This is a genomic window from Maricaulis sp., assembly GCF_048270265.1.
Classification (GTDB): Bacteria; Pseudomonadota; Alphaproteobacteria; order Caulobacterales; family Maricaulaceae; genus Maricaulis.
Map to the genome: position 1 here is coordinate 92,143 of NZ_JBLWTD010000005.1, position 24,764 is coordinate 116,906.

The following is a 24,764-nucleotide window of genomic DNA, read 5'->3' on the forward strand; positions in this document are numbered from 1 at the left end:
CCATGGCCAGGATCTGGGACATTTCACAAACCCTGCGCCCCGGCCTGCCGGTCTGGCCTGGCGATACCGCCTTTGCCATTGACGAGACCTGGGCGATCGGGCCGGACTGTCCGGTCAAGGTCTCGCGCCTGACGCTGTCCACCCATAGCGGCGCCCATGCCGATGCGCCCTCGCACTACGATCAGGCGGGGATTGATGCGGCCAGTGTCGATCTCGCGCCCTATCTGGGCCCCTGCCGTCTCGTGACGGCCGGCTGGACCGGCGAGCATGTGGTGATTGACGATCTCGACTGGCCCCTGATCGAGGGCGAGCAGCGCGTGCTGATCCGCACCTATCAGGCTTTCCCGCATGAGACATGGGACGATCATTTCCGCGCCCTGCACATGGACGTGATCGAGCGCCTGGCGGCGGCCGGTTGCCGCCTGATCGGGGTCGACGCCGCCTCGCTCGACCCGCAGACCTCCAAGACCATGGATGCGCATCACGCGGTGCAGCGCCATGATATGCGTATTCTCGAAGGCCTGGTGTTCGACGGCGTGCCCGACGGGCGCTATGAATTGATTGCCCTGCCGCTGAAAATTGCCGGCGCCGACGCCGCACCGGTACGGGCTGTATTGCGGGAGCTGGGCTGATGGATCTGGACACAATACGCGCGATGGACGCCGCCGATCCGCTGCGCGATTTCCGCGACCGGTTCGAGCTGCCCGAAGGCGTCGTCTATCTCGACGGCAATTCGCTCGGCGCCCTGCCCAGGGCCACGGCGGCGCGGATCGCCGATGTGGTGACGCGCGAATGGGGACAGGACCTGATCCGCTCCTGGAACAAGAATCACTGGATCGAGGCGCCGCGGCGTCTGGGCGGCAAGATCGCCCGCCTGATCGCTGCGAAACCGCATGAAGTCGTCGCCGCCGATTCCACCTCGATCAATGTTTTCAAGGCGCTCAGCGCGGCGGTGCAATTGCGCCCCGGCCGCTCCATCATCCTGTCAGAAACGGGGAATTTCCCGACCGACGCCTATATGATGCAGGGCCTGGCCCATCTCAGCGGCGGCCGTATCGAGCAGAAACTCCTGCCCGCTGACCAAATCCCCGCCGCCCTCAATGACCAGGTCGCGGTCCTGCTGCTGACCCAGACCCATTACAAGACCGGCCGCCTGCACGACATGGCGGCCCTGACCCGCGCCGCGCATGAGGCCGGCGCGCTGGTGATCTGGGATCTCAGCCATAGTGCCGGTGCCCTGCCCGTCGATCTCAATGGCTGCGAGGCCGATTTCGCCGTTGGTTGCGGCTATAAATATCTCAATGGCGGGCCGGGTGCGCCGGCCTTCATCTTCTGCGCCGAGCGCCATCATGACCAGGTCTTCCCGGCCCTGTCCGGCTGGCTCGGCCATGCCGACCCTTTCGCTTTCAAGGACACCTATGAGCCGGGCAGCGGCATTGACCGTTTCCAGTGTGGCACGCCGGGCATTCTCGGCATGGCGGCGCTGGAATGCGGACTCGATCTGATGCTCGAGGCCGATATGGCCGCGATACGCGCCAAATCGCAGGCACTGGGCGACCTCTTCATCGCGCTGAGCGAAGAGTGCCTGACCGGTTTCGAGCTCGCCAGTCCGCGCGATGCGGCGCAGCGCGGCAGCCAGGTCTCCATCCGGCATCAGCAGGGCTATGCCATCATGCAGGCCCTGATCGCGCGCGGCGTCATCGGTGATTTCCGGGCGCCGGATATTTTGCGCTTCGGTTTCACGCCGCTCTATACCCGCCATGAGGATGTCTGGCTGGCGATCACGGCGCTGGCGGATATCATGCAGACGGGTGAATGGCGTGAGCCCCGCTTCGCCACTCGCGCCGCCGTCACCTGACGCCATACCGGAAAGGACGCAAGCCATGAAAATTGCCTGTCTTGGCGGCGGTCCTGCCGGCCTCTATTTCGCGATCTCGATGAAGCTGCGCGATCCCGATTGCGTCGTCGATGTCTATGAGCGCAACAAGGCGGGCGATACATTCGGCTGGGGCGTCGTCTTCTCTGACCAGACCATGGAAAATCTCGGCCGCAATGACCCCGTCAGCGCCCGCGCCATCGGTGCCAGCCTGGCGCATTGGGACGATATCGATGTCGTCTTCAAGGGCACGACCGAAACCTCGACCGGCCACGGATTCTGCGGCATTGGCCGCAAGAAACTCCTGAACCTGCTGCAGGACCGCGCGGCCGAGCTCGGTGTCGGCCTGCATTTCGAGACCGAGATTGGCGAGGACCTCTCGCGCTTTGCCGATGCCGACATGATTGTCGCCTCCGACGGGCTGAATTCGAAGATTCGCACCCGTTTTGCCGACAGCTTCAAGCCGGATATCGAACTGCGCCGCAATAAATTCGTCTGGCTGGGCACGCACAAGGTGTTCGACGCCTTCACCTTCATTTTCGTCGAGACCGAGCATGGCTGGGTCTGGGCCCATGCCTATCGTTTCGATGACGAGACCTCGACCTTCATCGTCGAATGCGCACCGGAAACCTGGGCCGGGCTGGGCTTTGACACGATGGACCAGGACGAATGCTGCCGCGCCAGCGAGGCGCTGTTTGCGCCCTGGCTCGACGGCCATGAACTGATGTCCAATGCCCGCCATTTGCGCGGCTCGGCCTGGCTCAATTTCCCGCGCGTGCTATGTGAGAACTGGGTGCATGACAATATCGTCCTGCTGGGAGACGCGGCCCACACCGCGCATTTCTCGATCGGATCCGGCACCAAGCTGGCGCTGGAAGACGCGATCATGCTCGCCGATGTCCTCACCAGCACCGACAAGCCTGTCTCTGAAGGGCTGAAGGATTACCAGGCGGTGCGCACCGTCGAAGTGCTCAAATTGCAGAGCGCGGCGCGCAATTCGACCGAATGGTTCGAGCATCTCGACCGCTATCTCGGCTTCGAGCCCAAACAATTCGCCTATTCCCTGCTGACGCGCTCCCAGCGCATCAGCCACGAAAACCTGCGTCTGCGCGATTCCGACTGGCTGGCGGGCGTCGAAAGCTGGTTCACCGGCCAGGCGACGGGCGGTGGGAAAACGGATGCGCGGCCGCCCATGTTTGCGCCGTTCGAGCTGCGCGGCATGCGGCTGGAGAACCGCGTCGTGGTCTCGCCCATGTGCATGTATTCCGCCGAGGATGGCCAGCCCGGGCCCTTCCACACCGTCCATTACGGCGCCCGCGCTGTAGGCGGAGCCGGCCTCGTCTATACCGAGATGACCGATGTCAGCCGCGATGGCCGCATCTCGCCCGGCTGTGCGGGTCTCTATACCGACGAGCATGTGAAGGCCTGGCGCGCGATCACCGATTTCGCGCATTCGCAGAGCCGCGCCAAGATGGCCGTCCAGCTGGCCCATGCCGGCCGCAAGGGCTCGACGCGCCTCGCCTGGGAAGGCAATAGCGAGCCACTCGAGACGGGCAATTGGCCGCTGATCGCGCCCTCGCCCCTGCCCTGGAGCGAGGGCAATCAGACACCGAAGGAAATGGACCGCGCCGATATGGATGCGGTGCTGGCCGATTTCGTCGCCGCCACACATCGCGCGCTGGAGGCCGGGTTCGACATGGTCGAACTGCATTGCGCCCACGGCTATCTGCTTTCAAGCTTCCTCACCCCGGTCTCCAATCAGCGCACGGATGAGTATGGCGGCCCGGTCGAGAACCGGCTGCGCTTCCCGCTGGAGGTCTTCCACGCCATGCGCGCCGTCTGGCCGTCGGACAAGCCGATGGCCGTGCGGCTTTCAGCGACGGATTGGCTCGGCGATGACGGCTTGAGCGATGCCGACAGCCTGGCGATTGCCCGGGCTTTCCGGGAGGCAGGTGCCGACCTGATCGATGTCTCGGCCGGCCAGACCACGCCGCTGGCGCGGCCGGTCTATGGCCGCATGTTCCAGACGCCCTTCTCCGACCGTATCCGCAATGAGCTCGGCTGCGCGACGATGGCGGTCGGCAATATCTACGAGACCGACCACGTCAATTCCATTCTCGCCGCCGGCCGCGCCGATCTGGTCGCGCTGGCCCGGCCGCATCTGATCGATCCGATGTGGACGCTGCGCGCAGCGGCCGAACTGGGCTATCGTGACATCCATGTGCCGCCGCAATACGCGGCCGGTTTCGAACAATTGACGCGCAATCTCGCGCGCGCCCAACAAGGAGAGCTGAAGGTATGAGCAAGCTGACAGGACATCGCGCCGTCATCACCGGCGGCGGCACCGGTATCGGCCTGGCCTGCGCCAAACGCCTCGCTGCCGAGGGCGCCCAGGTCATCATCATGGGCCGCAATCTGACCCGGCTTGAAGCCGGGGCCAGAACCATCCCGGGTGCCGAGGCAATCCAGCTCGACGTCACCGATGCCAACAGTGTCGACAAGGCCTTTGCCGCGGCCCGGGCCGGCGGTGAAATTGATATCCTCGTCAATAATGCCGGCATCGCCGCGGCGGGCGCTTTCCACCGCACCTCGATGGAGGAATGGCAGCGCATCCAGGCGGTCAATGTCGAGGGGCTGGTGCGATGCACCCAGGCCGTGATCGGCTCGATGATGAAGGCGGACTATGCCCGCGTGGTCAATATCGCCTCGATCGCCGGCCTGCGTGGCGGTGCCTATATCGCGCCCTATGTCGCCTCGAAACACGCCGTTGTCGGCCTGACCAAATCCCTGTCACTGGAATATGCCCACACCAATGCGACCTTCAACGCCGTATGCCCGGGCTATGTCGAGACGGCGATCGTCGACAATTCCATCGCCAATATCATGGCCAAGACCGGCCGCTCGCGCGAGGATGCCCTCGCCGAGCTGACCAAGAACAATCCACAAGGGCGCCTGATCCAGTCAGAAGAAGTGGCGGAGGCCGTGAGTTTCCTGTGCTCGCCACTGAGCGGATCCGTGTCAGGACAGGCGATTACGATCTCAGGCGGCGCAATTTAACCATACCGGCATTTTCTGCCAAAGCGGTTCCGCCCCGGCCATTTGAACGCCGGGGCGTCAGCCGAGCTCGATCATGTGACCGCTGGACGGGTCTCCGCCCGTATCCGCCAGCGTCCGGATCACGGCCTGAGCCGCATCGAAACCCTGGCCGGTCTTGACCGTCATCCAGACCGGATTGGCAGCGCTGACCTGTTCGAAGAAGCGCTCCTGCGCCGCGCTGAAGCGGGCATTGAACGTGTCTGGCCCCCAATCCTTGTTCCGCTTGGCGATCTGCTCCGGCGCAAAGAAGAATTTCGGCGCCGGTCCGGGCATGTCGAGCGGCTTCACGAAGGGCGCGTTGTGGGCGGCGCCGACGACACAGTCATGCGCCAGGGCGGGGCCGAAATGATGATGAATGCGGGCGCGCAGGGCGACATCGCCGGCGAAGTCGACATAGGTTGTCGGAATCGACGCATCGAGCTGCTCGATATCGTCATAAAGCGCGCAGGAATCATAACATCCGAGCGCCTCCACGAAAGCGCGATTGCGCGCCGAGGTCAGCCCCGTGACCGTCAGGCCATCCTCGCCCTGCAGGCAGAAGGCCGTACCGTAGGCAGTCTTGCTCGAGGCGCTGGAGATCAGCAATTGCCGCGCCCCGAACCAGTCATTGTCGGCGAGATAATCGGCGAGCATATAGGCGGTTACGAAGAGCGGACGGAACAGGGCCTGGAAGGCCTCGCGATCGGGCCGGTAGACCTCGTCAGCGCTGCAACGGCCGTATTGATTGTAAGCCGAGACCAGATCAAGCCGGTGTTCCGACACGTCATAGAAGCCACGCGGCGAAATCCGCCCCGGGCGCATCAGGATATGGCTGGCAATCGGGAAATAGCCGTAAAACCGTTCACCCACCTCGATCCCGCGCGTCCGCGAGGCGACTACATCGGCAAAACCCCAGACGGGCATATGGCCAAAACCGTCTTCTCCCGTCGGGAAGAAATTCCAGTACTGCATGGCATCGCCAAACGCCGCATAGGTGATGTTGTTTGCGGTCAACGAAAAGCTGTCGACCTTGAGCAGGATTTCACCCGCCTCCAGTTCCGGCGCCGTATCGGTGCGCATTTCGGTATGTCCCGGATCGGACTTGGCGGTAACGAGACGGTGAATGGTGACGGGAGCGCTCATGATGACCCTTGGCTGGCTGATGCGCCCAGTCTTGACCAGATTGGCGTCCAAGGCCAACGGGAAACTGCGTTTCAACGCCGCTTGGCTGCCGGAGTGGACGCTGCGGGCCGCGCGTCGTAGGTCTTGATGCACAAGCGCCGGAATCAATGGCGCACACGGGGATGGCCGCGCCTGGCGCCGGCCTGGCAAACAGGGATCAATTGATGGACCCGACGACTTACCAGCCGGAGCATTACCTCTGGAGCTTCGCCGACGGTATCGGCACCGTCACCTTCAACCGGCCCGAGCGCAAGAATCCGCTGACCTTCGAAAGTTATGCCGAGCTGCGCGACATGTTCCGCGCCCTCGTCTACGTCAAAGCGGTCAAGGCGATCATTATCACCGGCGCCGGCGGCAATTTCTGCTCCGGCGGCGATGTGCATGAAATCATCGGTCCGCTTGTCGGCATGGACATGCCGGAATTGCTCGATTTCACGCGGATGACCGGCGATCTCGTCAAGGCGATGCGCGATTGCCCGCAGCCGATCATCGCCGCCATTGACGGTGTTTGTGTCGGTGCCGGCGCGATCATGGCGATGGCCTCGGATCTGCGCCTGGCAACGCCGGAGGCGAAATGCGCCTTCCTCTTCAACCGGGTGGGCCTCGCTGGCTGCGATATGGGTGCCTGCGCCATGCTGCCGCGCATCATCGGCCAGGGCCGCGCCTCGGAACTCCTCTATCTCGGCCGTTCCATGTCGGCCGAGGAAGGCGAGCGGTGGGGTTTCTATAACCGCATCATCGCCGCGGACGCGCTGATGGATGCCGCCAGGGACTGGGCGGGCCGCATCGCTTCAGGTCCGAATTTCGGCAATGCGATGACCAAGAACCAGCTCAATACCGAATGGGATATGAGCCTGCACACGGCCATCGAGGCGGAAGCCCAGGCCCAGGCGATCTGCATGCAGACCAAGGATTTCGAGCGCGCCTACAACGCCTTCGTCGCCAAGCAGAAACCCGTCTTCGAGGGCAATTGAATGGCTGACCGGAGCTATCTTGACTGGCCGTTTCTCGAGGATGCCCATCGCGAGCTGGCGAGATTTGCCGGCGGCTGGGCCGAGAGTCGTTTCGGGACGCACGGCTTTGACGGCCATGACGATGTCGACGCGGATTGCCGCACCATTCTGAAGGCGCTCGGCGAAGCCGGCCTGACCCGTTTTTGCGTCCCGGCAGGCTATGGCGGCGTGACCGACACCCTCGATGTGCGCTCGCTCTGCCTGATGCGCGAACATCTGGGCTATCGCAGCGGCTTGGCCGATTTTGTCTTTGCCATGCAGGGGCTGGGCTCCGGCGCGATCTCGCTGTTTGGCACCGAGGCACAGAAACAGGTCTGGCTGCCCGATGTTGCCCGCGGCGAATTCTGCGCCGCCTTCGCCCTGACCGAGCCGGAAGCCGGCTCTGATGTGGCCGCGATCGCCACCACGGCGACGCCGGACGGCGATGGCTGGCGTCTGAATGGCGAAAAGACCTTCATATCCAATGGCGGCATCGCCGATTTCTATGTCGTCTTCGCTCGCACCGGCGAAGCCGAGGGCGCGCGGGGTCTCTCCGCCTTCATCCTCGACGCGAAGACGCCCGGCCTGAAGATCGCCGAACGGATCGAGACCATCGCCCCGCATCCCCTCGCCCGCCTGGTGTTCGAGGATTGTCATCTGCCCGCCTCCAGCCTGATCGGCACATCCGGCGCCGGATTCAAGATCGCGATGGCGACACTGGACGTGTTCCGCTCGACCGTCGGTGCTGCCGCGCTCGGCTTTGCCCGCCGGGCGCTAGACGAGGCCACGCAACGGGCGAGGACCCGCAAACTGTTCGGCGCGACCCTCGCCGACCAGCAGGGCGTGCAGACACAACTCGCCGAAATGGCGCTCGATATCGATGCCAGCGCGCTTCTGATCTATCGCGCCGCCTGGACCAAGGACAGCGGCGCAGCGCGCATCACCCGCGAAGCGGCGATGGCCAAGCTCTACGCGACGGAGGCGGCGCAGCGTGTCATCGATACGGCCGTGCAGCTGTTTGGCGGACTGGGCGTGACAAAGGGCTCGGTGCCCGAGGCCCTCTATCGCGATATCCGGGCCCTGCGGATTTATGAGGGGGCGTCCGAGGTGCAAAAACTCGTCATCGCCCGCCAGCATTTATCGGAGTGGAAATAATGGTCTTCCGGGTTGATCGCCGCGTGCGTTTTGCCGATGTCGACGCGGCAGGGATTGTCTTCTATCCGCGCTATTTCGAGATGATCAATGCCTGTATCGAGGACTGGTTCGAGGCCGGTCTGGGCTATGGTTTCGACGCCATGATCGTCAAGGGCCATCATGCCGTACCGCTGGCCAATATCGAGGTCGACTTCAAGGCGCCCAGCCGCCTCGATGACGAACTCGCTTTCAAACTGGTGGTCAATGAGGTCGGGCGCAGCTCCTTCAAGCTGACCATCAAGGCCTGGCATGAGGACGAGGTAAGGATGATCGCGCGCGCAGTCCTGGTCTATATCGATGCCGAAAAGCACGCGCCGGAACGGATACCCGAAATCCTGCGCGCCAAGATGCTCACCTTCCAGGAGGTGACGTGATGCAGGTCCTGTTGCCCCCCGGCTGGCCACGCCCGAAAGGCTATTCCAACGGCATCGCGACCAGCGGCCGTCAGGTCTATGTTGCCGGCCAGATCGGCTGGGACGAGCATGGCAGCGTCGTCTCGGATGATTTCGCGGCCCAGTTTGAGAAAGTGCTCGAGAATACGCTCGCCGTGCTGGCCGAGGCCGGGGCCGGACCGGAACATATCGTGCGCATGACCGGCTATATCACGAGCCGGGACGAGTATATCGCCGCCGAGGCGAAGCTGGGCGGCATCTGGAAGCGCCTGATCGGGCGCAATTATCCGACCATGGCCTTTGTCATCGTCGCGGGCCTGATCGAGCCGGGAGCGAAGATCGAAATTGAAACAACCGCGGTGATCCCCGCCTAGATCGCCGCTCATGAACGCAGTCGGACACGTCGGGGAGGACGTCATGACGATGCAGACCAGCGGGCATGTTGATGCCTTCACGCGCGAGCGCCTGCCCGCCCCGGCCGACTGGCCCGATTTCCGGTTCGACCTGCCGGAACTGGCCTATCCGGACCGCTTGAATTGCGCCGCCGAACTTCTTGATCGCAATATCGAAAACGGGCTTGGCGACAAGATCGCCATCTATTCAGCCGCGCGCGATATCAGCTGGTCCGGCCTGCGCGCCGAGGCCAGCCGGATTGCCCATGTCCTGGTCACCGATATGGGCCTGGTGCCGGGCAATCGCGTCTTGTTGCACGGCTATAACTCGATCGAGCTGATCGCGGCCTGGTATGGCGTCCTCCTTGCCGGCGGCGTGGCTGTGATGACCATGCCTCTGCTGCGCGCCGGCGAGCTGGTCAAGGTGATCGCCAAGGCCCGGGTCAGCCATGCCCTGTGCGATGCCACCCTAGCCAGTGCCGTGCGCGAGGCGGTCACGCTGGAGCCGGTTCTGGACCGGATGCTGTGCTGGGGTCCGGAGGGTGATCTGGCAGCGCGGATGGCGGGCAAGCCGGGACATTTCGACGCCGCCGATACCGCGCGCGATGATATTGCCCTGCTCGCCTTCACATCCGGCACCACGGGCGATCCCAAGGCCTGCGCCCATTTCCATTCCAGCGTGCTGGCCATGGCCGACACGTTCGGCCGTTCCATCCTGGCGCCGGAGCCCGACGAGATCTATCTCGGCACGCCGCCCTTCGCCTTCACCTTCGGCCTTGGCGCCTGCGTCGTCTTCCCGGCCCGCGCCGGCCTCGCCATCGCCCTGCCCGACCGGCCCGGCTTCGAGCCCCTGTGCGAGACGGTCCAGCGCTATGGCGTCACGACGCTTTTCACTGCCCCGACCGGTTATCGCGCCCTGATGGGGCTGTGGGGGGATTATGACCTGTCGAGCCTGCGCAAGGGCATCTCGGCCGGCGAACATTTGCCGGCGGCGACCTCGGAGGCGTTTTTCGAGCTCAGCGGCATCCGCCTGATCGACGGGATCGGCGCGACCGAGATGATCCATATCTTCATTTCCGCCGCCGGCGCCGATATCCGGCCGGGCGCAACGGGCAAGGCCGTGCCCGGCTATCAGGCCCGCATCGTCGATGATCACGGCGAGCCCGTGCCCGATGGCGAGATCGGGCGGCTGGCCGTCAAGGGGCCGACGGGCTGCCTCTACCTCGATGACGCGCGCCAGAAGACCTATGTCCAGAATGGCTGGAACATCACCGGTGATCTCTACCAGCGCGATGCGGAGGGCTATTTCTGGTATGTCTCACGCGCCGACGACCTGATCGTCTCGTCGGGCTATAATATCGCCGGGCCAGAGGTCGAGCAGGCCCTGCTGCTGCACGAGACCGTTCTGGAATGCGCCGTGGTCGGCGCGGCCGATGAAGAGCGCGGCACCATCGTCAAGGCCTTCATCGTGCTGGCCGAGAGCCATGAGGGCCATGCGGATCTGGTCAAGGCGCTGCAGGACCATGTGAAGGCCTGTATCGCGCCCTACAAATACCCGCGCGCGATCGAATTCGTTGCCGCCCTGCCCAAGACCCAGACCGGGAAGATTCAACGTTTCAAACTTCGCTAGCGCCGTATTAGGGTCAACGCGAATCCAACGCCTGAGTGAGGACATCCGCGATGCGTCAATTCTACGTCTTTATCAAATGCGAGCTGGGCCACACCTATGACGTGGCGGCGGCATTGGTGGACAAGCTCGACGAAGCGCCAATGGTGCATTCCATCTCCGGCGCCTTCGACCTGCTGGCCCATTTCGCGATCGAGGATGATGCCGATATCGGCCGTTTCGTGAACGAGAAAGTCCAGACCATCGCCGGCATCAAGGACACGCAGACCATTATCTGCTTCAACGCATTCACGCGCGATCGCGGTCTGGGCTAGTTCCGGCCTGCGCTCCGCCTACCGGACCCTGTCATCATGCATTTTGGCGTCTTCGACCTGTTCAAGATCGGCGTCGGGCCTTCCAGCTCGCACACCGTCGGCCCGATGCTGGCCGCACGGCAATTCGTCGAGCGCGTCATTGCGCAACATGGGGAGGCGGCGATCAACCGGCTGGAGGCCGAGCTCTATGGCTCCCTGGCGCTGACCGGGCTGGGCCACGGCACCGACAAGGCTGTCCTGCTGGGCCTTGAGGGCTGCGATCCCTCGCGCGTCGATCCGGCCGAGATCCCGCAAAGGCTCGAGCGCATCCGCAGCGAACACCGCCTCACCCTGCCCGGCGGGCGCAGCATCGAATTCTCGGAGCGGCGCGACCTGCAGTTTCGCGGCGATATCCGCCTGCCCTTCCACTCCAACGCCATGAAATTCCGCGCCCTCGCGGGCGATGAGAGCGTGCTGCTGGAAGAGATCTGGTACTCGATCGGCGGCGGTTTCGTCATCGACGAGCACGAGGCCGGGCGCAATTCCGCCGCCGACGTCAAGGAAGGCGAGCCCTACCCGTTCAATTCGGCGGCCGAGCTGCTGGAGATCGGCGAGCGCGAAAACCTGTCGATTTTCCGCATCATGCTGGCCAATGAATGCGCCTTCCGCAGCGAAGCGGAAGTCCATGAGGGCATCGAGACCATCTGGAAAACCATGGAAGGCTGTATTGATCGCGGCCTGCGCGAGGACGGCATCCTGCCCGGCGGGCTGAAGGTGAAACGGCGCGCACCCAAACTCTATCGCGATCTTCTCAAGGAACAGACCGATCCGGCCGATGACCCCCTCGTGGCGATGGACTGGATCAATCTGTGGGCGATGGCCGTCAATGAGGAAAATGCCGCCGGCGGCCGCGTCGTCACCGCACCGACTAATGGCGCTGCGGGCATCATCCCCGCCGTCGCGCGCTATTTCGACCGCTATCACCGCAACCCGTCCGACGACGAGGCCCTGCTGCGTTTCTTCCTGACGGCCGCAGCCATTGGCGCCCTCTACAAGAAGAACGCCTCGATTTCCGGCGCGGAAGCGGGCTGCCAGGGCGAAGTCGGCGTGGCCTGCTCAATGGCCGCCGGGGCATTGGCGGCCGCCATGGGTGCCAATAACAACCAGATCGAGGATGCTGCCGAGATCGGCATGGAGCATAATCTCGGCCTGACCTGTGACCCGGTGGGCGGGCTGGTGCAGATCCCGTGCATCGAACGCAATGCCATCGGCGCCATCAAGGCGATCGACGCGGCCCGCCTGGCCCTGCGCGCGACCTCGGCCGACATGAAGGTCTCGCTCGACCAGGTGATCGAGACCATGCGTCAGACCGGCGTCGACATGCAGGAAAAATACAAGGAGACCAGCCAGGGCGGCCTCGCCGTCAATGTGGTGGAATGCTGATCCGGCTGGAAACGCCGTCACGCAGGATATCGAGCTGAGCCGCTTGAGCGGCATCAAAGCTGGCAAACAGCCAGTTCGCCACGGTGCATTTCGGATTGTCCTCGCTCACGAGGAGCGAGCGCCCCGAAATCGCTGCGACCTGGTCGCCCAGCCGCAATCCGGCTTCGGCGGCCGGAGAGCCATCGAAAAGCTGGACCACCCGTACTTCATCACCGACAAGGGCGAGCGAGTAGCCGGGCTCCTCGCGGGCCGGCGCGGACTCGTTTCGTGCCTCGAGCAGGAATTGCTCGCCTGGATAATCCATAGTCACGACATAGGCAGAGAGCAGCCCGGCCCCCACCAGTGTGGGGGGAACCGCGCGCGTCGTTGCGCGGACCGGACCGAGGGAATCGTTGTCAAAACGGAAGTCTTGCAGGGTGAACCAGGTCAAGACACCGGCTTCGCCCCGCCCGCCAGCGGATTCGCCCTCAAAGCCGGTCCCGGTGACAATCGTGTCGCGCGGGATTTCCTGCTGGACGGAGGCCGCCTCGGCGACCTGAGTGAACAGCGCCACCCACGCCGAATTACCTGTATCGAACAAAGCCTTGTCTGACACATCTCCAACGGAATAATCGACGATCGGTGCATGCGGATAGCCAAAGTCGTAGAGATGCGTGGTGACGACCGGATTGGTCGCCGGCAAGTCATCGAGGCTTGGCGCGAAGGTCAGCCGCCGGGCCTCGAGATCGATCCGCCAGGCGCTGCCCGGGAAGAGTTCGGAGCCCAGTATGCCCGCACTCACCAGACAGGCGCCCATATCCAGGTTGCTGAAATCATGGATCAGGACCGGCACGTCATAAAACACGGCCGTGCCCAAGGTCAGCGTGTCCAGGATCGCAAAATCCATCGTGATTTCCGTACCATTGGCATCACGGCCGGTATTCTGCGCCACGACTTCGAGACCCAGGGAATCGGCGAATTCCCGCGACAGAACGGTCGGGGATCCCGTATCGAAGATGAAATCAGCAGCCTCGCCATTGGCCGAAGCTTGCACAAAGAGGACGTCTCCCCTGGTTTCGAGCGGGACCGAGGTCACCGGCGTCGCGCGCTCGATCCTGATCGGCGACGTCAGAAGGCGGCCGAGGTCAGTGTCTTGGGCCGAGGCCGTAGCCGCGGTCATTGCCCAACAGAGACATGCACCGAAAGCCCTGATCATTCGCATTGCCCTCACCCGGTTGGCGTCGCGCGCTCCGGTCCGGGCGGATATCCTTCCACACGGACCGGAGATGCGAACCGAGTTTACCAGCTTGTTGCCGGCGCGCGAACTCCCCGAGCGTCCCCAGGACAGCTTACCGCCCTGGATCGCCAGTCTGTCAGGCTGCTTCGTGCTTGAGGACGTGATCGGAGACCGAATACTTGGCCTCGGTCTGATCGGCGACCTGTCCCAGCGAAACGCCCGGTGCCAGTTCGATCAGTTCCAGGCCGTCCGGCGTCACGTCGAACACGCCCAGCGTGGTGATGATGCGGTCGACACAGGCCTGGCCCGTCAGTGGCAGCGAACAGGCCTTGAGGAGTTTGGATTCGCCGGCCTTGTTGGCGTGGTCCATGATGACGACGACGCGCTTGACGCCGGCGACCAGATCCATCGCCCCACCCATGCCCTTCACGAGCTTGCCCGGGATCATCCAGTTGGCGATATCGCCGTTCTCCGACACTTCCATCGCGCCCAGGATCGACAGGTCGATATGGCCACCACGGATCATGGCGAAACTGTCAGCCGACGAGAAATAGCTCGTGCGGCGCAGCTCGGTAATGGTCTGCTTGCCGGCATTGATCAGGTCGGCATCGACCTCGTCATCATAGGGGAAAGGCCCCATGCCCAGCATGCCGTTCTCCGACTGCAGGGTGACGTCGATATTTTCCGGAATGTAGTTGGCGACCAGGGTCGGAATGCCGATCCCGAGATTGACGTAGAAGCCGTCTTCCAGCTCGAGCGCGGCGCGGCGTGCCATTTCATCGCGTGTCCAGGCCATCTTCAGTCTCCAGTTCTGTGCCGCGAGGCGGCCGGTGTCGTTGTGTTTGTGCGGTTCATGGGGCAGTGCGATCTCATTGCGGCCGCCCATCGCTCATGCATTCGGCGGAATAGGCCTTGGCATATCCCTCGCCATAACAGGCCAGAAACCCGTCCCCGACATTGAGATTGGGGATGGCGCCATTCTCGAACGGCGTCTGCAGCAGCAGGCGGGCATAGGCGGCATCGAGGGTGTCGCGGTCATCTTCCAGGAAAGCGATGGTCGCATCGACATAGCTGTTCCAGTCGAGACGATCCCCGTCCTGATAGGGCGCGCTATAGGAGGCGCGGAAGAAATCCAGCGCCCGCCCGGTCTCGCCGGCGAAAGCGAACATCTGGCCGGCGTGAAAGCGAAGCACCCGTACATTATAGGCTTCCAGCGAGGCGTGCGAGTAGAGCAGATAGTCCGCAATCAGATCGCCCGCAGCTGTGTAACAGGCCCCTGTCTCGCCCAGCGGGCGCCAGCCCTCGCCCGGTGTCTGGTCGAAATCCTCATAGCTCATCGCCAGATAGCCGGCGCGTTGATCCGCGGAAATCTCGCAGACCGTGGCGGCGGCTGGCTGGGCCAGCGCGAAGAGGAGCGCAGCAATCATGCTCACGCGCTCTCACGCTGACGAACGGTGCGCTGCTCGATACGTTTCTCGAACTCACCGACAAACACGCGCTGGACGAAAATGCCCGGCGTGTGGATGTGATCGGGATCGAAAGAGCCCAGCTCGACGATTTCCTCGACCTCGGCGATGGTGACCTTGCCGGCCGTCGCCATCATCGGATTGAAATTGCGTGCGGTCTTGCGGAAGATCAGATTGCCTTGCGGATCAGCCTTCCAGGCCTTGATGATCGAGACATCGGCGGTCAATCCGGTTTCCAGGATATAGCTCTCGCCATTGAAGGTGCGCGCTTCCTTGCCCTCGGCGATCAGCGTGCCGACGCCGGTCTTGGTGTAGAAGCCGGGAATGCCGGCACCACCGGCGCGGATGCGCTCGGCCAGCGTGCCCTGCGGGTTGAATTCGAGCTCAAGCTCGCCGGACAGGTACTGGCGTTCGAATTCCTTGTTCTCCCCGACATAGGAGGAGATCATTTTCTTGATGCGCTTGGCATCGAGCAGCACGCCAAGGCCGAAACCGTCGACGCCGCAATTGTTCGAGATAACCGTCAGATCCTTGACGCCGCTCTCGAGCAGCGCCGCGATGGAGTTCTCCGGAATGCCGCACAGGCCAAACCCGCCGGACATCACTGTCATCCCATCAAAAGCCAGGCCCTCAAGGGCACTCTTGGCGTCGGGAAATACCTTTTTCATGCGGACCCCAGTCGTAAGTTGATGATCGGTTCATGTTTATATCGCACGCGCAGCAAAATACCAGAGACTTCACGCTGGCGCGGCATTGGCCGGCCGCCGCGCATCGATTTCGATTGCCAGGGCGCCGCCGAAGAACACTGCATAGGCAGACCAGTAAATCCACAGCAGGAAAACGACAAGGGCGCCCATCGAGCCATAGATCCCGAAGTCGAGCACCCGGCTGACATAGATGGAGAAGCCCTTCGACAGGCTCAGCCACAACCCGCATGACACCGCAGCGGCGATGGCGGACGGGCCCCAGGCAATGGCGTATTCGCGCCGGCGCATCGTCATGTGATAGAGCAGCGTCAGGGCGGCGAACATGGTGAAACCGGTCGCCGACCATTCATTGATCACGGATCGTATGTCGAGCGGCTCCAGCCCGAGCGCCTCGAACAACTGGCGCATGAAGACCGGAATCACCAGGACGGCAAGGTTGGCCGCCGTGATCAGGGCGCCGCCGATCAGCAACGAGACGATGGCGAGAAAATTGAAGTGAATGACATTGCGGATGTCACGGTCCTCGGCGAGGTGATTGAGGCCGGCAATCAGCGCCTTGGCTCCGCGCGCAGCCGCGAACAGGGCAATCAGCAGGGCCACGGCACCATTGAATGACAGCGCCGAGATCGGCGCTTCGGTGATGCGACCGATCTGGCCCATGACAAAGACCTGCGCGCCTTCCGGCATGATCTCGGCAAAGCGTGCAATCTGGGATTCGGCGTCGGCGGTTGAAAAGGCGAGGCCGTAGATCGAGATACCCAGAGCGATGGTCGGGAACAGCGCCAGCATGCCGAAGAAGGACACCCCGCCGGCAAACAGCATCACATCACGCGCCATGGAACGGCTGATCGCCGCGATAATGATCTCCAGCCAGGGCGGGAGATCAAATTCGATCTTCAACAAGCGCTTGATTGATTTCAACATGGTGGCAGGAATGGGTCCGGACGAAGTGTTGCGACGCCTAATACGCCAAGATGGCGTTTTGCGCACCCTTGGTGTGAGGAGAGACCATGTCATTCGCCAAAGCCGTTGATCTGCTGCGCCTGGCGCGTATGGCCAGCGGCCATGTCGGCATCACGCTGAGCGATATCGAACACGAATTCGGCGTCGTGCGCCGCACGGCCCAGCGCATGACCGATGCCCTCACCCAATCCTTCCCCGACACCGAGGATTACATCGGTCCGGACGGGCGCAAGCGCTGGCGGGTCCCGCGGCGGCGGGTGGCCGAGTTCTTCGCACCGAGCCCCGACGAGGTCGCGACGCTGGAACTGGCCTGCAACATGCTCGAACACCAGGGCCTTCCCGGCGAGGCCGGGCGGCTGCGCTCGCTGCGCGAGACCATCAAGATCCTGACCCCGGACAACAAGCATGCCCGGCTGGAAGCCGACGAGGAAGCCCTGCTGGAAGCCATGGGGCATGCGGCGCGTCCCGGCCCGCGCCCGGCCAGCGATCCCGTTGTCGACACCGCTATAGCCGAAGCACTCAAAGGCCCCTTCGCGCTGGATATTCTTTACCGCGGCCGCCAGGACAGCGCCGCCTCGCTGCGCCGGGTCGAGCCCTATGGCCTGTTACTGGGCGCGCGTCGCTATCTCGTCGCCCGCGACCCGTCCAAGCCCGATGGTCATCTGCGCCATTACCGCGTCGAGGATATCGAGCAGGCCTCGGTCACCGACGACTGGTTTGCCCGCGACGAGGCTTTCGATCTGGAGGCCTATGCCAAGCGGGCCTTCGGCGTCTTCCAGACCGAGGCGGAATTCGGCGAGGTTGTCTGGAAGTTCACGCCGCGCGCTGCGCCGCACGCGGCCCGCTTCCGCTTTCATCCGGACCAGACCAGCGAGGTTGAGGCCGACGGCTCACTGATCGTGCGCTTCTCCGCCTGCGGTTATCTGGAGATGTGCTGGCATCTCTACGCCTGGGGCGACCAGGTCGAGGTGCTGGCCCCGCCTGCCCTCGCCGAGATGGTTGCCGGGCACAGGCGCGGCGACTTCCCCGGCTTCCCCTGATCGTTCAACGCACCGCAATCCGGACCGAGTCCGCCGGCAGCCAGGATGGCATCGAGTGGCCGTCCGAGGCGCTCATGGCCAAGCGGTAGCCCTTGTGCAGATAGCGGCAGACCGAACGCAGGTCTTCCACGTGCAGGCAGCTGATATCATCGCCAGGCTGTTGCATGCGGAAATAGCCGTCACGAAAACGGTGCGGGGCCATTGAGCGCAGTGCGCCGCCGGCGCCTTCGACATAGGCATTGATTGCGATTGCCATGATTGATCTCCATTCGATTGGCTCGTTGGATATCAATATGGAGGGGGTGGGCGACAAAAACGGTCACCTGCGATTCGCGCAACTGTTCAGCAGTTCGCGGCAGCGCAGAATGTGAAACGCCGGTCGTTGGGGGCGACCGGCGTTTCGGGGTATTCGTATCGCTACGAAGAGAAGCGGACGAGCGAGGGACAAGGGTGTCCGCTGATCTCGAGGATGAGAATGGCATTCGGGCGCTGAACCGCGCATGAACGCTTTCAGTCATCTCCGTGACAGTAAAAAATCGCCCGAATCTAACGCGTTACCTTCCAGTCGGCGAGAATGTCCTCGCGATCTGCTCCCGGCTTGGGCGCTGGCCCCTGCACCGCGCCGGGCGTGCGCGAGAAGCGCGGGGCCGGTGCGGCCTGGTGAACACCATCAATATCGATGAAGACCTCGCGTTCGGCCATATGGGGATGGCTGCGCGCTTCCTCATAGTTCAGCACCGGCGCAAAGCAGACATCACTGCCCTCCAGCAAGGCGCACCACTCATCCCGCGTCTTGCCAAGGAAGACCTCCGCCAGCCTTGCCTTCGCTGCGGGCCAGTCCCCGGGTATCCAGCTGGCCGGCATGGTGGCGGGATCAATCTCCAGCTTTTCCATCAAAAGCGCATAGAATTGCGGCTCCAGCGGTCCGATCGAGACATGTCCGCCATCAGCGCAGCGATAGACGCCATAGAAATGCGCGCCGCCATCGAGCACGTTCTCGCCGCGGTTTGTGTTCCAAAGCCCCATCGCGGCGAGCTGATGCTGCGAGGCCATCAGCGAGCTGGCGCCGTCGACAATCGCCGCATCAACGACCTGGCCCTCACCGGTGGCACGGGCATGCACCAGTCCGGCCAGCACACCGAAGGCGAGATACATGGCACCGCCACCGAAATCTCCGACCAGGTTGAGCGGCGGCACCGGGGTCTCCGTGGTGCCGATCGCGCCGAGCGCACCGGTGAGCGAGATATAATTGATGTCATGACCGGCGGCCTGGGCCAGAGGGCCGGTCTGGCCCCAACCGGTCATGCGGCCATAGACCAGGGCCGGGTTGAGCGCGAGAGCCGCGTCAGGGCCAAGCCCGAGCCGTTCCATCACGCCGGGCCGGAAGCCCTCGAGCAGGATTTCCGCCTTGCCGATCAGATCGCGGCAGATCGCCAGATCGCCCTCATCCTTCATGTTCAGGGAAATTGAGCGGCGTCCGCGCGCTAGAACCTCGGCGGCGCCGCCCCCATGGGCACCGGGACGGTCGATGCGCACCACATCGGCCCCCATATCAGCCAGCATCATGGCACAGAAGGGTGCCGGACCCAGGCCGACAAATTCCAGTACTTTAACCCCTTTTAGAGGTCCTTGCGCTTTCATGGGGACTTCCTTGCGAATCGTTGGTTTTGAAAGCGTGGCACTTGTGACAAACTCAAGAAACACCAAATCATCGGTGTCTGCGGCAGGGGGACGCATGGGACGCGAACTGAACGTCCTGTTATTCGGGGCACCGGACCGGGTAGACGGTCTGGGCCGTCAGCTCGAATCCTTCGCCCTGCGCGCCCGCCCCATTCGCGCCGACTCGCCCCCGGCCCGCAATCCGCGGCAATGGGCGTCCAGCATTATCCTGGCCGAGACCGACCGCGATGTCGAAGACGGCCTCGAAGCGATCCAGCGCTTTGCACCGGGTCCGCGTCCGGTGATCGTCGTGCACCCCGTGGCCCTGTCGGCCAATGAGCACGTCGATTCCTGGATCCGCGAACCCACCCTGCCCGTTCAGATCGCCGCGCGCGTGCGTGCGCTCTCCCGCCTGCATTCGATGGAAGAGGTCGCCAAGCGCCGCACGGCCGTGACGGCCCTTTACGGGGATCGTGGCCGCAATCTCGACACCGTCGATCCGGCGCCTTGCGTACTCTATGTCGGCGATGCCTCACCGCGCTTCATGGCGCTGCAGCACAGCCTCAAGAGTGCTGATGCAGAGGTCGTCGGGGCCTTCTCATCCTATTCGGCTTTCGATTACCTGCACGAGCGGCCGTTTGACGCCGTCGTGCTCAATGCGACCGGCAAGCGCGACGTCGCTTTCACGATTTCCTCGGCCATGCGGCGCAATGCCCGCCTCTATCACACACCGGTTCTGTTGATGGGCGGCGATGATGACGCGGCCAGTGCTGAAGAAGCCTATGCCCGCGGCGTCTCCGACATCATTTCCCCGCGCACCAGTGATGAGGAAATGCGCGACCGTATTCTCGCGCTCGCAGCCGAACGCCGGCGGCGGCGCCGCGCCAAGGCGGCGCTTGAAGCCTGTCGCGAGCCGCGGACGCTGGACATCGAAACCGGCCTGTTCCACGCCGCCTTCATCACCTCACATCTGCAGGACCTGATCCAGGCAGCCGCCCGCGACGAGATCTCGCTTTCGGTGCTGGCGCTCAAGGTGGTCTCGCCCATGACCGGCGACGCTGCAGAGGCGCCATCGACGGAGAAGGCCAAACGGCAATTTGCCGCCATGCTGCGTCATTTGCTGCGCACCGAGGATGCCGCCGCCCGGATCGGTCCGGACACATTCCTGGCCATCCTGCCCTTTACCGACACGGTCGGGATTGATTGCGTCGCAGCACGGGTGGCCGCGATCGCCGACTGCACCGCCTTCGAAAGCGAAGATCCGCTGCAACCCTTCCGCCTGGGTGTCCTGTCCGCCGCCGTCGAGGTTCGCGCTGACGAAACCGCCGAGGCGCTGATCGAGCGCGCCGTGTTGAAACTGCGCCGCAACGACCCGCTCGCCGCCATTGGCTAGGCTGGCGTCGCGGCCCGGTTTCCGGCCCTGACAGCGATGTCCGCCAGCGGCGCCAGTGCCCGCTCGATGGCGCGCAGGCGATCATCGGGCGCATCCCATTCCGCGCGCAGCACCAGCTTGTGATCCGGGCGCACCTTGAACAGGCCCTGGTTCTTGGAGATGTGCTCCACCAGACTGACCGGATCGATGAAGGTGTCGCCGCGGAAATGGATCACGGCGCCCTTTGGCCCGGCATCGACCTTCTCCACCCCGGCCCGCTTGCACAACGTCTTGACAGCCACGACCCGCAGCAAGGTCTCGACTTCCGACGGCAGGGGCCCGAAACGGTCGATCAGTTCGGCCGCGAAGCTCTCGCGATCGGTCTTGTTGTCGAGCGATGACAGGCGGCGATAGAGCTGCAGCCGCACATCAAGATCGGAAACGTAATAGTCGGGGATCAGCACGGCGCCGCCGGCATTGATCTGCGGCGTCCATTCGCCCTCATCCTGCTCCTCACCGCCCTCGCGCAATGAGGCCACAGCCTCCTCGAGCATGGACTGGTAGAGCTCCACCCCGACATCCTTGATATGGCCCGACTGTTCCTCGCCGAGCATATTGCCGCCGCCACGCAGATCGAGATCGTGCGAGGCCAGGGTAAAACCGGCGCCCAGGGCATCGAGGGAATGGAGCACCTTGAGGCGCTTTTCGGCGCCTTCGGACAGTTTCTGCCGCGCCGGCGTCGTCATATAGGCATAGGCGCGTGTCTTGGAACGCCCGACCCGGCCGCGCAGCTGGTAGAGCTGGGAAAGGCCGAAACGGTCGGCGCGGTGGATGATCAGCGTGTTGGCCGTGGGGATGTCGATGCCGGACTCGATGATGGTGGTGGAGAGCAACACGTCATACTGGCCCTCATAGAAGGCCGTCATGATGTCTTCCAGCTGGGTCGCTGCCATCTGGCCATGGGCCGCGACGAAGGAGACCTCGGGCACGGATTCGCGCAGGAAGGTGATGATTTCCTCCAGATCGCTGATCCGCGGCACCACGAAGAAGGCCTGGCCGCCGCGATATTTCTCGCGCAGCAGCGCCTCGCGGATCGTCACAGTGTCAAAGGGCGCGATATAGGTGCGCACGGCGAGTCGGTCGACCGGCGGTGTGGCGATGATGGAGAGGTCACGGATGCCGGTCAGGGCGAGTTGCAGCGTGCGCGGGATCGGGGTCGCCGTAAGCGTCAGGACGTGCACGTCGGCGCGCAATTCCTTGAGCCTTTCCTTGTGCTTGACCCCGAAATGCTGCTCCTCGTCGACGATCAGAAGCCCGAGATCGGAAAATTTGACGGTCTTGGCCAGCAGCGCATGCGTGCCGACCACGATTTCCACCTGGCCCTCGCGCAGCTCGTCCTTGGTGGCATTGGCCTGTTTGGTGCCGACCAGACGCGATAATTGCCGCACCTTGACCGGCCAGCCGCGGAAACGGTCGCTGAAGGTCTTGAAATGCTGGCGCACCAGCAGCGTCGTCGGGGCCACCACCGCGACCTGGCGCCCGCTCATCGCCACGACAAAGGCGGCGCGCAGGGCCACCTCGGTCTTGCCGAAACCGACATCACCGCAGATCAACCGGTCCATCGGCCGGCCACGCGCCAGATCGCCGAGCACATCCTCGACGGCATTGAGCTGGTCATCGGTCTCGGCGAAGGGAAAGGCGGTGCAGAATTCGTCCCAGGGGCCATGCTCCGGCACGATCGGATCGGCGGTGCGCGCCAGGCGCTTGGCGGCGATCTTGATCAGCGCGTCGGCCATGTCGCGCAGGCGCTTCTTGGCCTTGGCCTTGCGCGCCTGCCAGGCCACGCCGCCGAGCTTGTCCAGCTGCGCCGTATCGCTGTCGGAGCCATAGCGCGACAGAAGTTCGATATTCTCGACCGGGAGATAGAGTTTCGCGGCGCCGGCATATTCCAGCTCGAGACAATCATGCGGCGCATCCTGCACCGGCAGCGTCTTCAGCCCGATGAAACGGCCCAGCCCGTGATCGGCATGGATCACCAGATCGCCCGGCGACAGGGCTCCGGCCTCGACGATGATGTCGGAGGATTTGCGCCGACGCCGTGGCCGCGCCAGGCGGTCGCCGAGAATGTCCTGTTCGGAAAGGATGGCGATGGTCTCGGTCTCGAAACCGCGCTCGACCGGCAGAATGGCCCGCAGCACAGCCTTGGGCGGGGCCTTGGCGACCTCGTCCCAATGCTCTACCGCGATGATCTTGCCGACACCGTGATCGCCCAGAACCGAAGCAAGGCGTTCCGACGCGCCCGCACTCCACGAGGCCAGCACGACGCGTTTGCCGGCCTTGACCAGTGCCTGGACATGTCTGGCAGCGGCGTCGAACACATTGGTGTTTTCCGCGGCACGTTCGGCGGCGAAGATCCGCCCCTGCTTGCCGCCGACATCAATGGTCTGCGGCCCTGCCTCGTTGAAGGCGGTGAAGCGGCGCACGGTGAGAGCGGACAGTGTCCTGGCCCATTCGGCCTTGGCGAAATACAGCTGGCTCGGTGGCAGCGCGCGATAGGTCGGCGCCGACAGGCTCGACTCGTGCGCCGACTTGCTCGCTTCCTGGCGCGCCTCGTAATAATCGGTGATCTGCTTGTTGCGCTCGGCAAAGGCATCGTCGGCAAGGTGATCGATCGCGATCAGTGCCGTGGTGGGCAGATAGTCGAAGGGTGTTGCCAGGCTGTCGTGAAACAGGGGAAGCCAATGCTCCACCCCGGCTGGCCTGGCACCCGCACTGACGGCCTCATAGATCGGATCGCCACCCTTGGCCGCGCCGAAACGGCTGACGAAGGCGGTGCGGAAATGCGAGATACTGGCATCGTCGAGCAGGACTTCGCTGACCGGATTGAATTCGATACTGGTGAGCTGCCGCAGCGAGCGCTGCGTTTCCGGGTCGAAGGAGCGGATTGATTCCAGCGTATCGCCGAAGAAATCCAGCCGCACCGGTTCCGGAGCACCCGGCGGAAAGACATCGATCACCCCGCCGCGCACGGCATAATCACCCGGCTCCATCACGGTCGCCGCACGGGCATACCCGTTGATGGTGAAATGCTGTTTGAGCATCTCGACATCAACACGATTGCCCGGCCGCGCGATGATCCCGGCCAGTGCAAGCACATCCTTTGGGGGACAGCGCTGGGCCATGGCATTGACCGTCGTGACGATCAGACAGGTGTCCGGCAGATCCCCCGAGGCCAGCCGCGCCAATGTCGCCGCCCGGCGGGCCGCAACCCGCGGCGATGGCGAGATACGGTCATAGGGCTGACAGTCCCAGGCGGGCAGGCGCAGGATTTCCAGACCCGGCGCGAAGAAGCGCAATTCCGAGACAAAGGCGGCCGCACGGCTGTCATCGCGCGCAATGAAGACATTGACGCCGCGGCGCAGCCGCGCCGTATCCGCAAAGACCAGCGCATCAAGCCCCTCGGGCGCGCCGCAGACGGTGGCAGTGCCCTGGACGCGGGCAATCATCTCGGTTTCGGACATCTCGCCAGTCTTCGGTTCTGGAGGTCTTCGGTAAATGGGGCTTCGGTCTTAACGGGCTTCAGATCTTGGGGCCGTCACCAAAGGCAGCGTCGCGATCGACACGGAATGTCTTGAGTCCATCCATCACCGGCGTATCGAACGCGTCCGGTGTGGGCGCGCTGCCGATCACCCAGCTATAGATGTCGGCATCGAGCTGATCGAGCAGGCGATCAAAATCGGCGACATCGGTCTCCGACATCGTATCGAGCATCTGGTCAGCATAGCGCCCGAGGATGAGGTCAGCTTCCTTGAAGCCCCGGCGCCAGGCCCGGATGCGCAGTTTCTTGCGGCGATTGTCGAGTGTTTCGGTCATGG

General features: G+C 63.7%; 23 protein-coding genes. 13 read left to right on the plus strand and 10 right to left on the minus strand.

What is annotated here, in order from left to right; all coding sequences use genetic code 11:
- The first annotated feature begins 2 nt into the window (after positions 1 to 2).
- Genes kynB through ACN0YF_RS04220 form a run of 4 tightly spaced genes read left to right on the plus strand, consistent with a single transcriptional unit; the run spans position 3 to position 4,933 of the window.
- On the plus strand, positions 3 to 632 hold the full coding sequence (gene kynB / locus ACN0YF_RS04205; RefSeq protein WP_417493471.1) for an arylformamidase: 630 nt from the start codon (positions 3 to 5) through the stop codon (positions 630 to 632).
- A complete protein-coding gene (gene kynU, locus ACN0YF_RS04210) occupies positions 632 to 1,858 on the plus strand; it encodes a kynureninase (protein ID WP_417493472.1) in 1,227 nt (408 codons plus the stop codon). The genes kynB and kynU overlap by 1 nt, the downstream gene beginning before the upstream one ends.
- Before the next feature lie 25 nt (positions 1,859 to 1,883).
- Entirely contained in the window at positions 1,884 to 4,178 is a 2,295-nt protein-coding gene (locus ACN0YF_RS04215; protein ID WP_417493473.1) for a bifunctional salicylyl-CoA 5-hydroxylase/oxidoreductase, read from the plus strand.
- Positions 4,175 to 4,933: an SDR family NAD(P)-dependent oxidoreductase gene (locus tag ACN0YF_RS04220; protein ID WP_417493474.1), complete on the plus strand. Its 759-nt coding sequence runs from the start codon at positions 4,175 to 4,177 to the stop codon at positions 4,931 to 4,933. The genes ACN0YF_RS04215 and ACN0YF_RS04220 overlap by 4 nt, the downstream gene beginning before the upstream one ends.
- Positions 4,934 to 4,990: 57 nt before the next feature.
- Here ACN0YF_RS04220 and ACN0YF_RS04225 read toward each other — a convergent pair whose 3' ends face one another.
- Positions 4,991 to 6,094 carry a DUF2855 family protein gene (locus ACN0YF_RS04225; RefSeq protein WP_417481743.1) on the minus strand — a complete coding sequence of 368 codons (1,104 nt, stop codon included), beginning with the start codon at positions 6,092 to 6,094 and terminating at the stop codon, positions 4,991 to 4,993.
- Between the two features lie 203 nt (positions 6,095 to 6,297).
- Between ACN0YF_RS04225 and ACN0YF_RS04230 the strand changes: the two genes are divergently transcribed.
- Genes ACN0YF_RS04230 through ACN0YF_RS04260 form a run of 7 tightly spaced genes read left to right on the plus strand, consistent with a single transcriptional unit; the run spans position 6,298 to position 12,466 of the window.
- Positions 6,298 to 7,107 (plus strand): enoyl-CoA hydratase family protein, encoded by an 810-nt coding sequence (locus tag ACN0YF_RS04230; protein ID WP_417493475.1) that lies wholly within the window; start codon positions 6,298 to 6,300, stop codon positions 7,105 to 7,107.
- The gene (locus tag ACN0YF_RS04235; RefSeq protein ID WP_417493476.1) at positions 7,108 to 8,280 is read left to right on the plus strand and encodes an acyl-CoA dehydrogenase family protein; all 1,173 of its coding nucleotides are present in this window, start codon (positions 7,108 to 7,110) and stop codon (positions 8,278 to 8,280) included.
- Positions 8,280 to 8,693 carry an acyl-CoA thioesterase gene (locus ACN0YF_RS04240; protein WP_417493477.1) on the plus strand — a complete coding sequence of 138 codons (414 nt, stop codon included), beginning with the start codon at positions 8,280 to 8,282 and terminating at the stop codon, positions 8,691 to 8,693. The genes ACN0YF_RS04235 and ACN0YF_RS04240 overlap by 1 nt, the downstream gene beginning before the upstream one ends.
- Positions 8,693 to 9,085: a RidA family protein gene (locus ACN0YF_RS04245; protein WP_417493479.1), complete on the plus strand. Its 393-nt coding sequence runs from the start codon at positions 8,693 to 8,695 to the stop codon at positions 9,083 to 9,085. The genes ACN0YF_RS04240 and ACN0YF_RS04245 overlap by 1 nt, the downstream gene beginning before the upstream one ends.
- A gap of 43 nt (positions 9,086 to 9,128) precedes the next feature.
- Positions 9,129 to 10,733 (plus strand): AMP-binding protein, encoded by a 1,605-nt coding sequence (locus ACN0YF_RS04250; RefSeq protein WP_417493480.1) that lies wholly within the window; start codon positions 9,129 to 9,131, stop codon positions 10,731 to 10,733.
- 50 nt (positions 10,734 to 10,783) lie between these two features.
- Positions 10,784 to 11,044 (plus strand): Lrp/AsnC ligand binding domain-containing protein, encoded by a 261-nt coding sequence (locus ACN0YF_RS04255; protein WP_417481738.1) that lies wholly within the window; start codon positions 10,784 to 10,786, stop codon positions 11,042 to 11,044.
- A 36-nt stretch (positions 11,045 to 11,080) separates the two neighbouring features.
- Positions 11,081 to 12,466, plus strand: a complete 1,386-nt coding sequence (locus tag ACN0YF_RS04260; RefSeq protein ID WP_417493481.1) for an L-serine ammonia-lyase — start codon at positions 11,081 to 11,083, stop codon at positions 12,464 to 12,466.
- Here the strand turns inward: ACN0YF_RS04260 and ACN0YF_RS04265 are convergent.
- The 5 genes from ACN0YF_RS04265 to ACN0YF_RS04285 form a co-directional block, all read right to left on the minus strand.
- Positions 12,447 to 13,625 (minus strand): aspartyl protease family protein, encoded by a 1,179-nt coding sequence (locus ACN0YF_RS04265; RefSeq protein WP_417493482.1) that lies wholly within the window; start codon positions 13,623 to 13,625, stop codon positions 12,447 to 12,449. The genes ACN0YF_RS04260 and ACN0YF_RS04265 overlap by 20 nt on opposite strands.
- A gap of 193 nt (positions 13,626 to 13,818) precedes the next feature.
- The gene (locus ACN0YF_RS04270) at positions 13,819 to 14,478 is read right to left on the minus strand and encodes a CoA transferase subunit B (RefSeq protein ID WP_417481735.1); all 660 of its coding nucleotides are present in this window, start codon (positions 14,476 to 14,478) and stop codon (positions 13,819 to 13,821) included.
- Between the two features lie 73 nt (positions 14,479 to 14,551).
- A complete protein-coding gene (locus ACN0YF_RS04275; RefSeq protein ID WP_417493483.1) occupies positions 14,552 to 15,115 on the minus strand; it encodes a hypothetical protein in 564 nt (187 codons plus the stop codon).
- Positions 15,112 to 15,816, minus strand: coding sequence for a CoA transferase subunit A (locus ACN0YF_RS04280; RefSeq protein WP_417493484.1), 705 nt, complete (start codon positions 15,814 to 15,816; stop codon positions 15,112 to 15,114). Before ACN0YF_RS04280 ends, ACN0YF_RS04275 begins: the two co-directional genes overlap by 4 nt.
- Positions 15,817 to 15,885: 69 nt before the next feature.
- A complete protein-coding gene (locus tag ACN0YF_RS04285; RefSeq protein WP_417493485.1) occupies positions 15,886 to 16,779 on the minus strand; it encodes a YihY/virulence factor BrkB family protein in 894 nt (297 codons plus the stop codon).
- Positions 16,780 to 16,865: 86 nt separating this feature from the next.
- On the opposite strand from ACN0YF_RS04285, the gene ACN0YF_RS04290 reads away from it, so the two are divergent.
- On the plus strand, positions 16,866 to 17,858 hold the full coding sequence (locus ACN0YF_RS04290) for a helix-turn-helix transcriptional regulator (protein ID WP_417493486.1): 993 nt from the start codon (positions 16,866 to 16,868) through the stop codon (positions 17,856 to 17,858).
- 4 nt (positions 17,859 to 17,862) lie between these two features.
- Here ACN0YF_RS04290 and ACN0YF_RS04295 read toward each other — a convergent pair whose 3' ends face one another.
- Entirely contained in the window at positions 17,863 to 18,114 is a 252-nt protein-coding gene (locus tag ACN0YF_RS04295) for a hypothetical protein (protein WP_417470783.1), read from the minus strand.
- A 290-nt stretch (positions 18,115 to 18,404) separates the two neighbouring features.
- Positions 18,405 to 19,499, minus strand: coding sequence for a CaiB/BaiF CoA transferase family protein (locus ACN0YF_RS04300; protein ID WP_417493487.1), 1,095 nt, complete (start codon positions 19,497 to 19,499; stop codon positions 18,405 to 18,407).
- 94 nt (positions 19,500 to 19,593) lie between these two features.
- Here ACN0YF_RS04300 and ACN0YF_RS04305 point away from each other — a divergent pair, with 94 nt between their 5' ends.
- Entirely contained in the window at positions 19,594 to 20,910 is a 1,317-nt protein-coding gene (locus ACN0YF_RS04305) for a hypothetical protein (protein ID WP_417493488.1), read from the plus strand.
- Here ACN0YF_RS04305 and mfd read toward each other — a convergent pair.
- Both mfd and ACN0YF_RS04315 read right to left on the minus strand, forming a co-directional pair.
- A complete protein-coding gene (mfd, locus tag ACN0YF_RS04310) occupies positions 20,907 to 24,410 on the minus strand; it encodes a transcription-repair coupling factor (protein ID WP_417493489.1) in 3,504 nt (1,167 codons plus the stop codon). The genes ACN0YF_RS04305 and mfd overlap by 4 nt on opposite strands.
- Positions 24,411 to 24,468: 58 nt before the next feature.
- Positions 24,469 to 24,762 (minus strand): succinate dehydrogenase assembly factor 2, encoded by a 294-nt coding sequence (locus ACN0YF_RS04315; protein ID WP_417481728.1) that lies wholly within the window; start codon positions 24,760 to 24,762, stop codon positions 24,469 to 24,471.
- Positions 24,763 to 24,764: the final 2 nt, after the last annotated feature.

Excerpts from the sequence above, each read along its gene's own strand:
- kynB (WP_417493471.1), top strand. The coding sequence starts at position 3 with ATGGCCAGGATCTGGGACATTTCACAAACCCTGCGCCCCGGCCTGCCG.
- kynU (WP_417493472.1), top strand. The coding sequence starts at position 632 with ATGGATCTGGACACAATACGCGCGATGGACGCCGCCGATCCGCTGCGC.
- ACN0YF_RS04215 (WP_417493473.1), top strand. The coding sequence starts at position 1,884 with ATGAAAATTGCCTGTCTTGGCGGCGGTCCTGCCGGCCTCTATTTCGCG.
- ACN0YF_RS04220 (WP_417493474.1), top strand. The coding sequence starts at position 4,175 with ATGAGCAAGCTGACAGGACATCGCGCCGTCATCACCGGCGGCGGCACC.
- ACN0YF_RS04225 (WP_417481743.1), bottom strand. The coding sequence starts at position 6,094 with ATGAGCGCTCCCGTCACCATTCACCGTCTCGTTACCGCCAAGTCCGAT.
- ACN0YF_RS04230 (WP_417493475.1), top strand. The coding sequence starts at position 6,298 with ATGGACCCGACGACTTACCAGCCGGAGCATTACCTCTGGAGCTTCGCC.
- ACN0YF_RS04235 (WP_417493476.1), top strand. The coding sequence starts at position 7,108 with ATGGCTGACCGGAGCTATCTTGACTGGCCGTTTCTCGAGGATGCCCAT.
- ACN0YF_RS04240 (WP_417493477.1), top strand. The coding sequence starts at position 8,280 with ATGGTCTTCCGGGTTGATCGCCGCGTGCGTTTTGCCGATGTCGACGCG.
- ACN0YF_RS04245 (WP_417493479.1), top strand. The coding sequence starts at position 8,693 with ATGCAGGTCCTGTTGCCCCCCGGCTGGCCACGCCCGAAAGGCTATTCC.
- ACN0YF_RS04250 (WP_417493480.1), top strand. The coding sequence starts at position 9,129 with ATGACGATGCAGACCAGCGGGCATGTTGATGCCTTCACGCGCGAGCGC.
- ACN0YF_RS04255 (WP_417481738.1), top strand. The coding sequence starts at position 10,784 with ATGCGTCAATTCTACGTCTTTATCAAATGCGAGCTGGGCCACACCTAT.
- ACN0YF_RS04260 (WP_417493481.1), top strand. The coding sequence starts at position 11,081 with ATGCATTTTGGCGTCTTCGACCTGTTCAAGATCGGCGTCGGGCCTTCC.
- ACN0YF_RS04265 (WP_417493482.1), bottom strand. The coding sequence starts at position 13,625 with ATGACCGCGGCTACGGCCTCGGCCCAAGACACTGACCTCGGCCGCCTT.
- ACN0YF_RS04270 (WP_417481735.1), bottom strand. The coding sequence starts at position 14,478 with ATGGCCTGGACACGCGATGAAATGGCACGCCGCGCCGCGCTCGAGCTG.
- ACN0YF_RS04280 (WP_417493484.1), bottom strand. The coding sequence starts at position 15,816 with ATGAAAAAGGTATTTCCCGACGCCAAGAGTGCCCTTGAGGGCCTGGCT.
- ACN0YF_RS04285 (WP_417493485.1), bottom strand. The coding sequence starts at position 16,779 with ATGTTGAAATCAATCAAGCGCTTGTTGAAGATCGAATTTGATCTCCCG.
- ACN0YF_RS04290 (WP_417493486.1), top strand. The coding sequence starts at position 16,866 with ATGTCATTCGCCAAAGCCGTTGATCTGCTGCGCCTGGCGCGTATGGCC.
- ACN0YF_RS04295 (WP_417470783.1), bottom strand. The coding sequence starts at position 18,114 with ATGGCAATCGCAATCAATGCCTATGTCGAAGGCGCCGGCGGCGCACTG.
- ACN0YF_RS04300 (WP_417493487.1), bottom strand. The coding sequence starts at position 19,499 with ATGAAAGCGCAAGGACCTCTAAAAGGGGTTAAAGTACTGGAATTTGTC.
- ACN0YF_RS04305 (WP_417493488.1), top strand. The coding sequence starts at position 19,594 with ATGGGACGCGAACTGAACGTCCTGTTATTCGGGGCACCGGACCGGGTA.
- mfd (WP_417493489.1), bottom strand. The coding sequence starts at position 24,410 with ATGTCCGAAACCGAGATGATTGCCCGCGTCCAGGGCACTGCCACCGTC.
- ACN0YF_RS04315 (WP_417481728.1), bottom strand. The coding sequence starts at position 24,762 with ATGACCGAAACACTCGACAATCGCCGCAAGAAACTGCGCATCCGGGCC.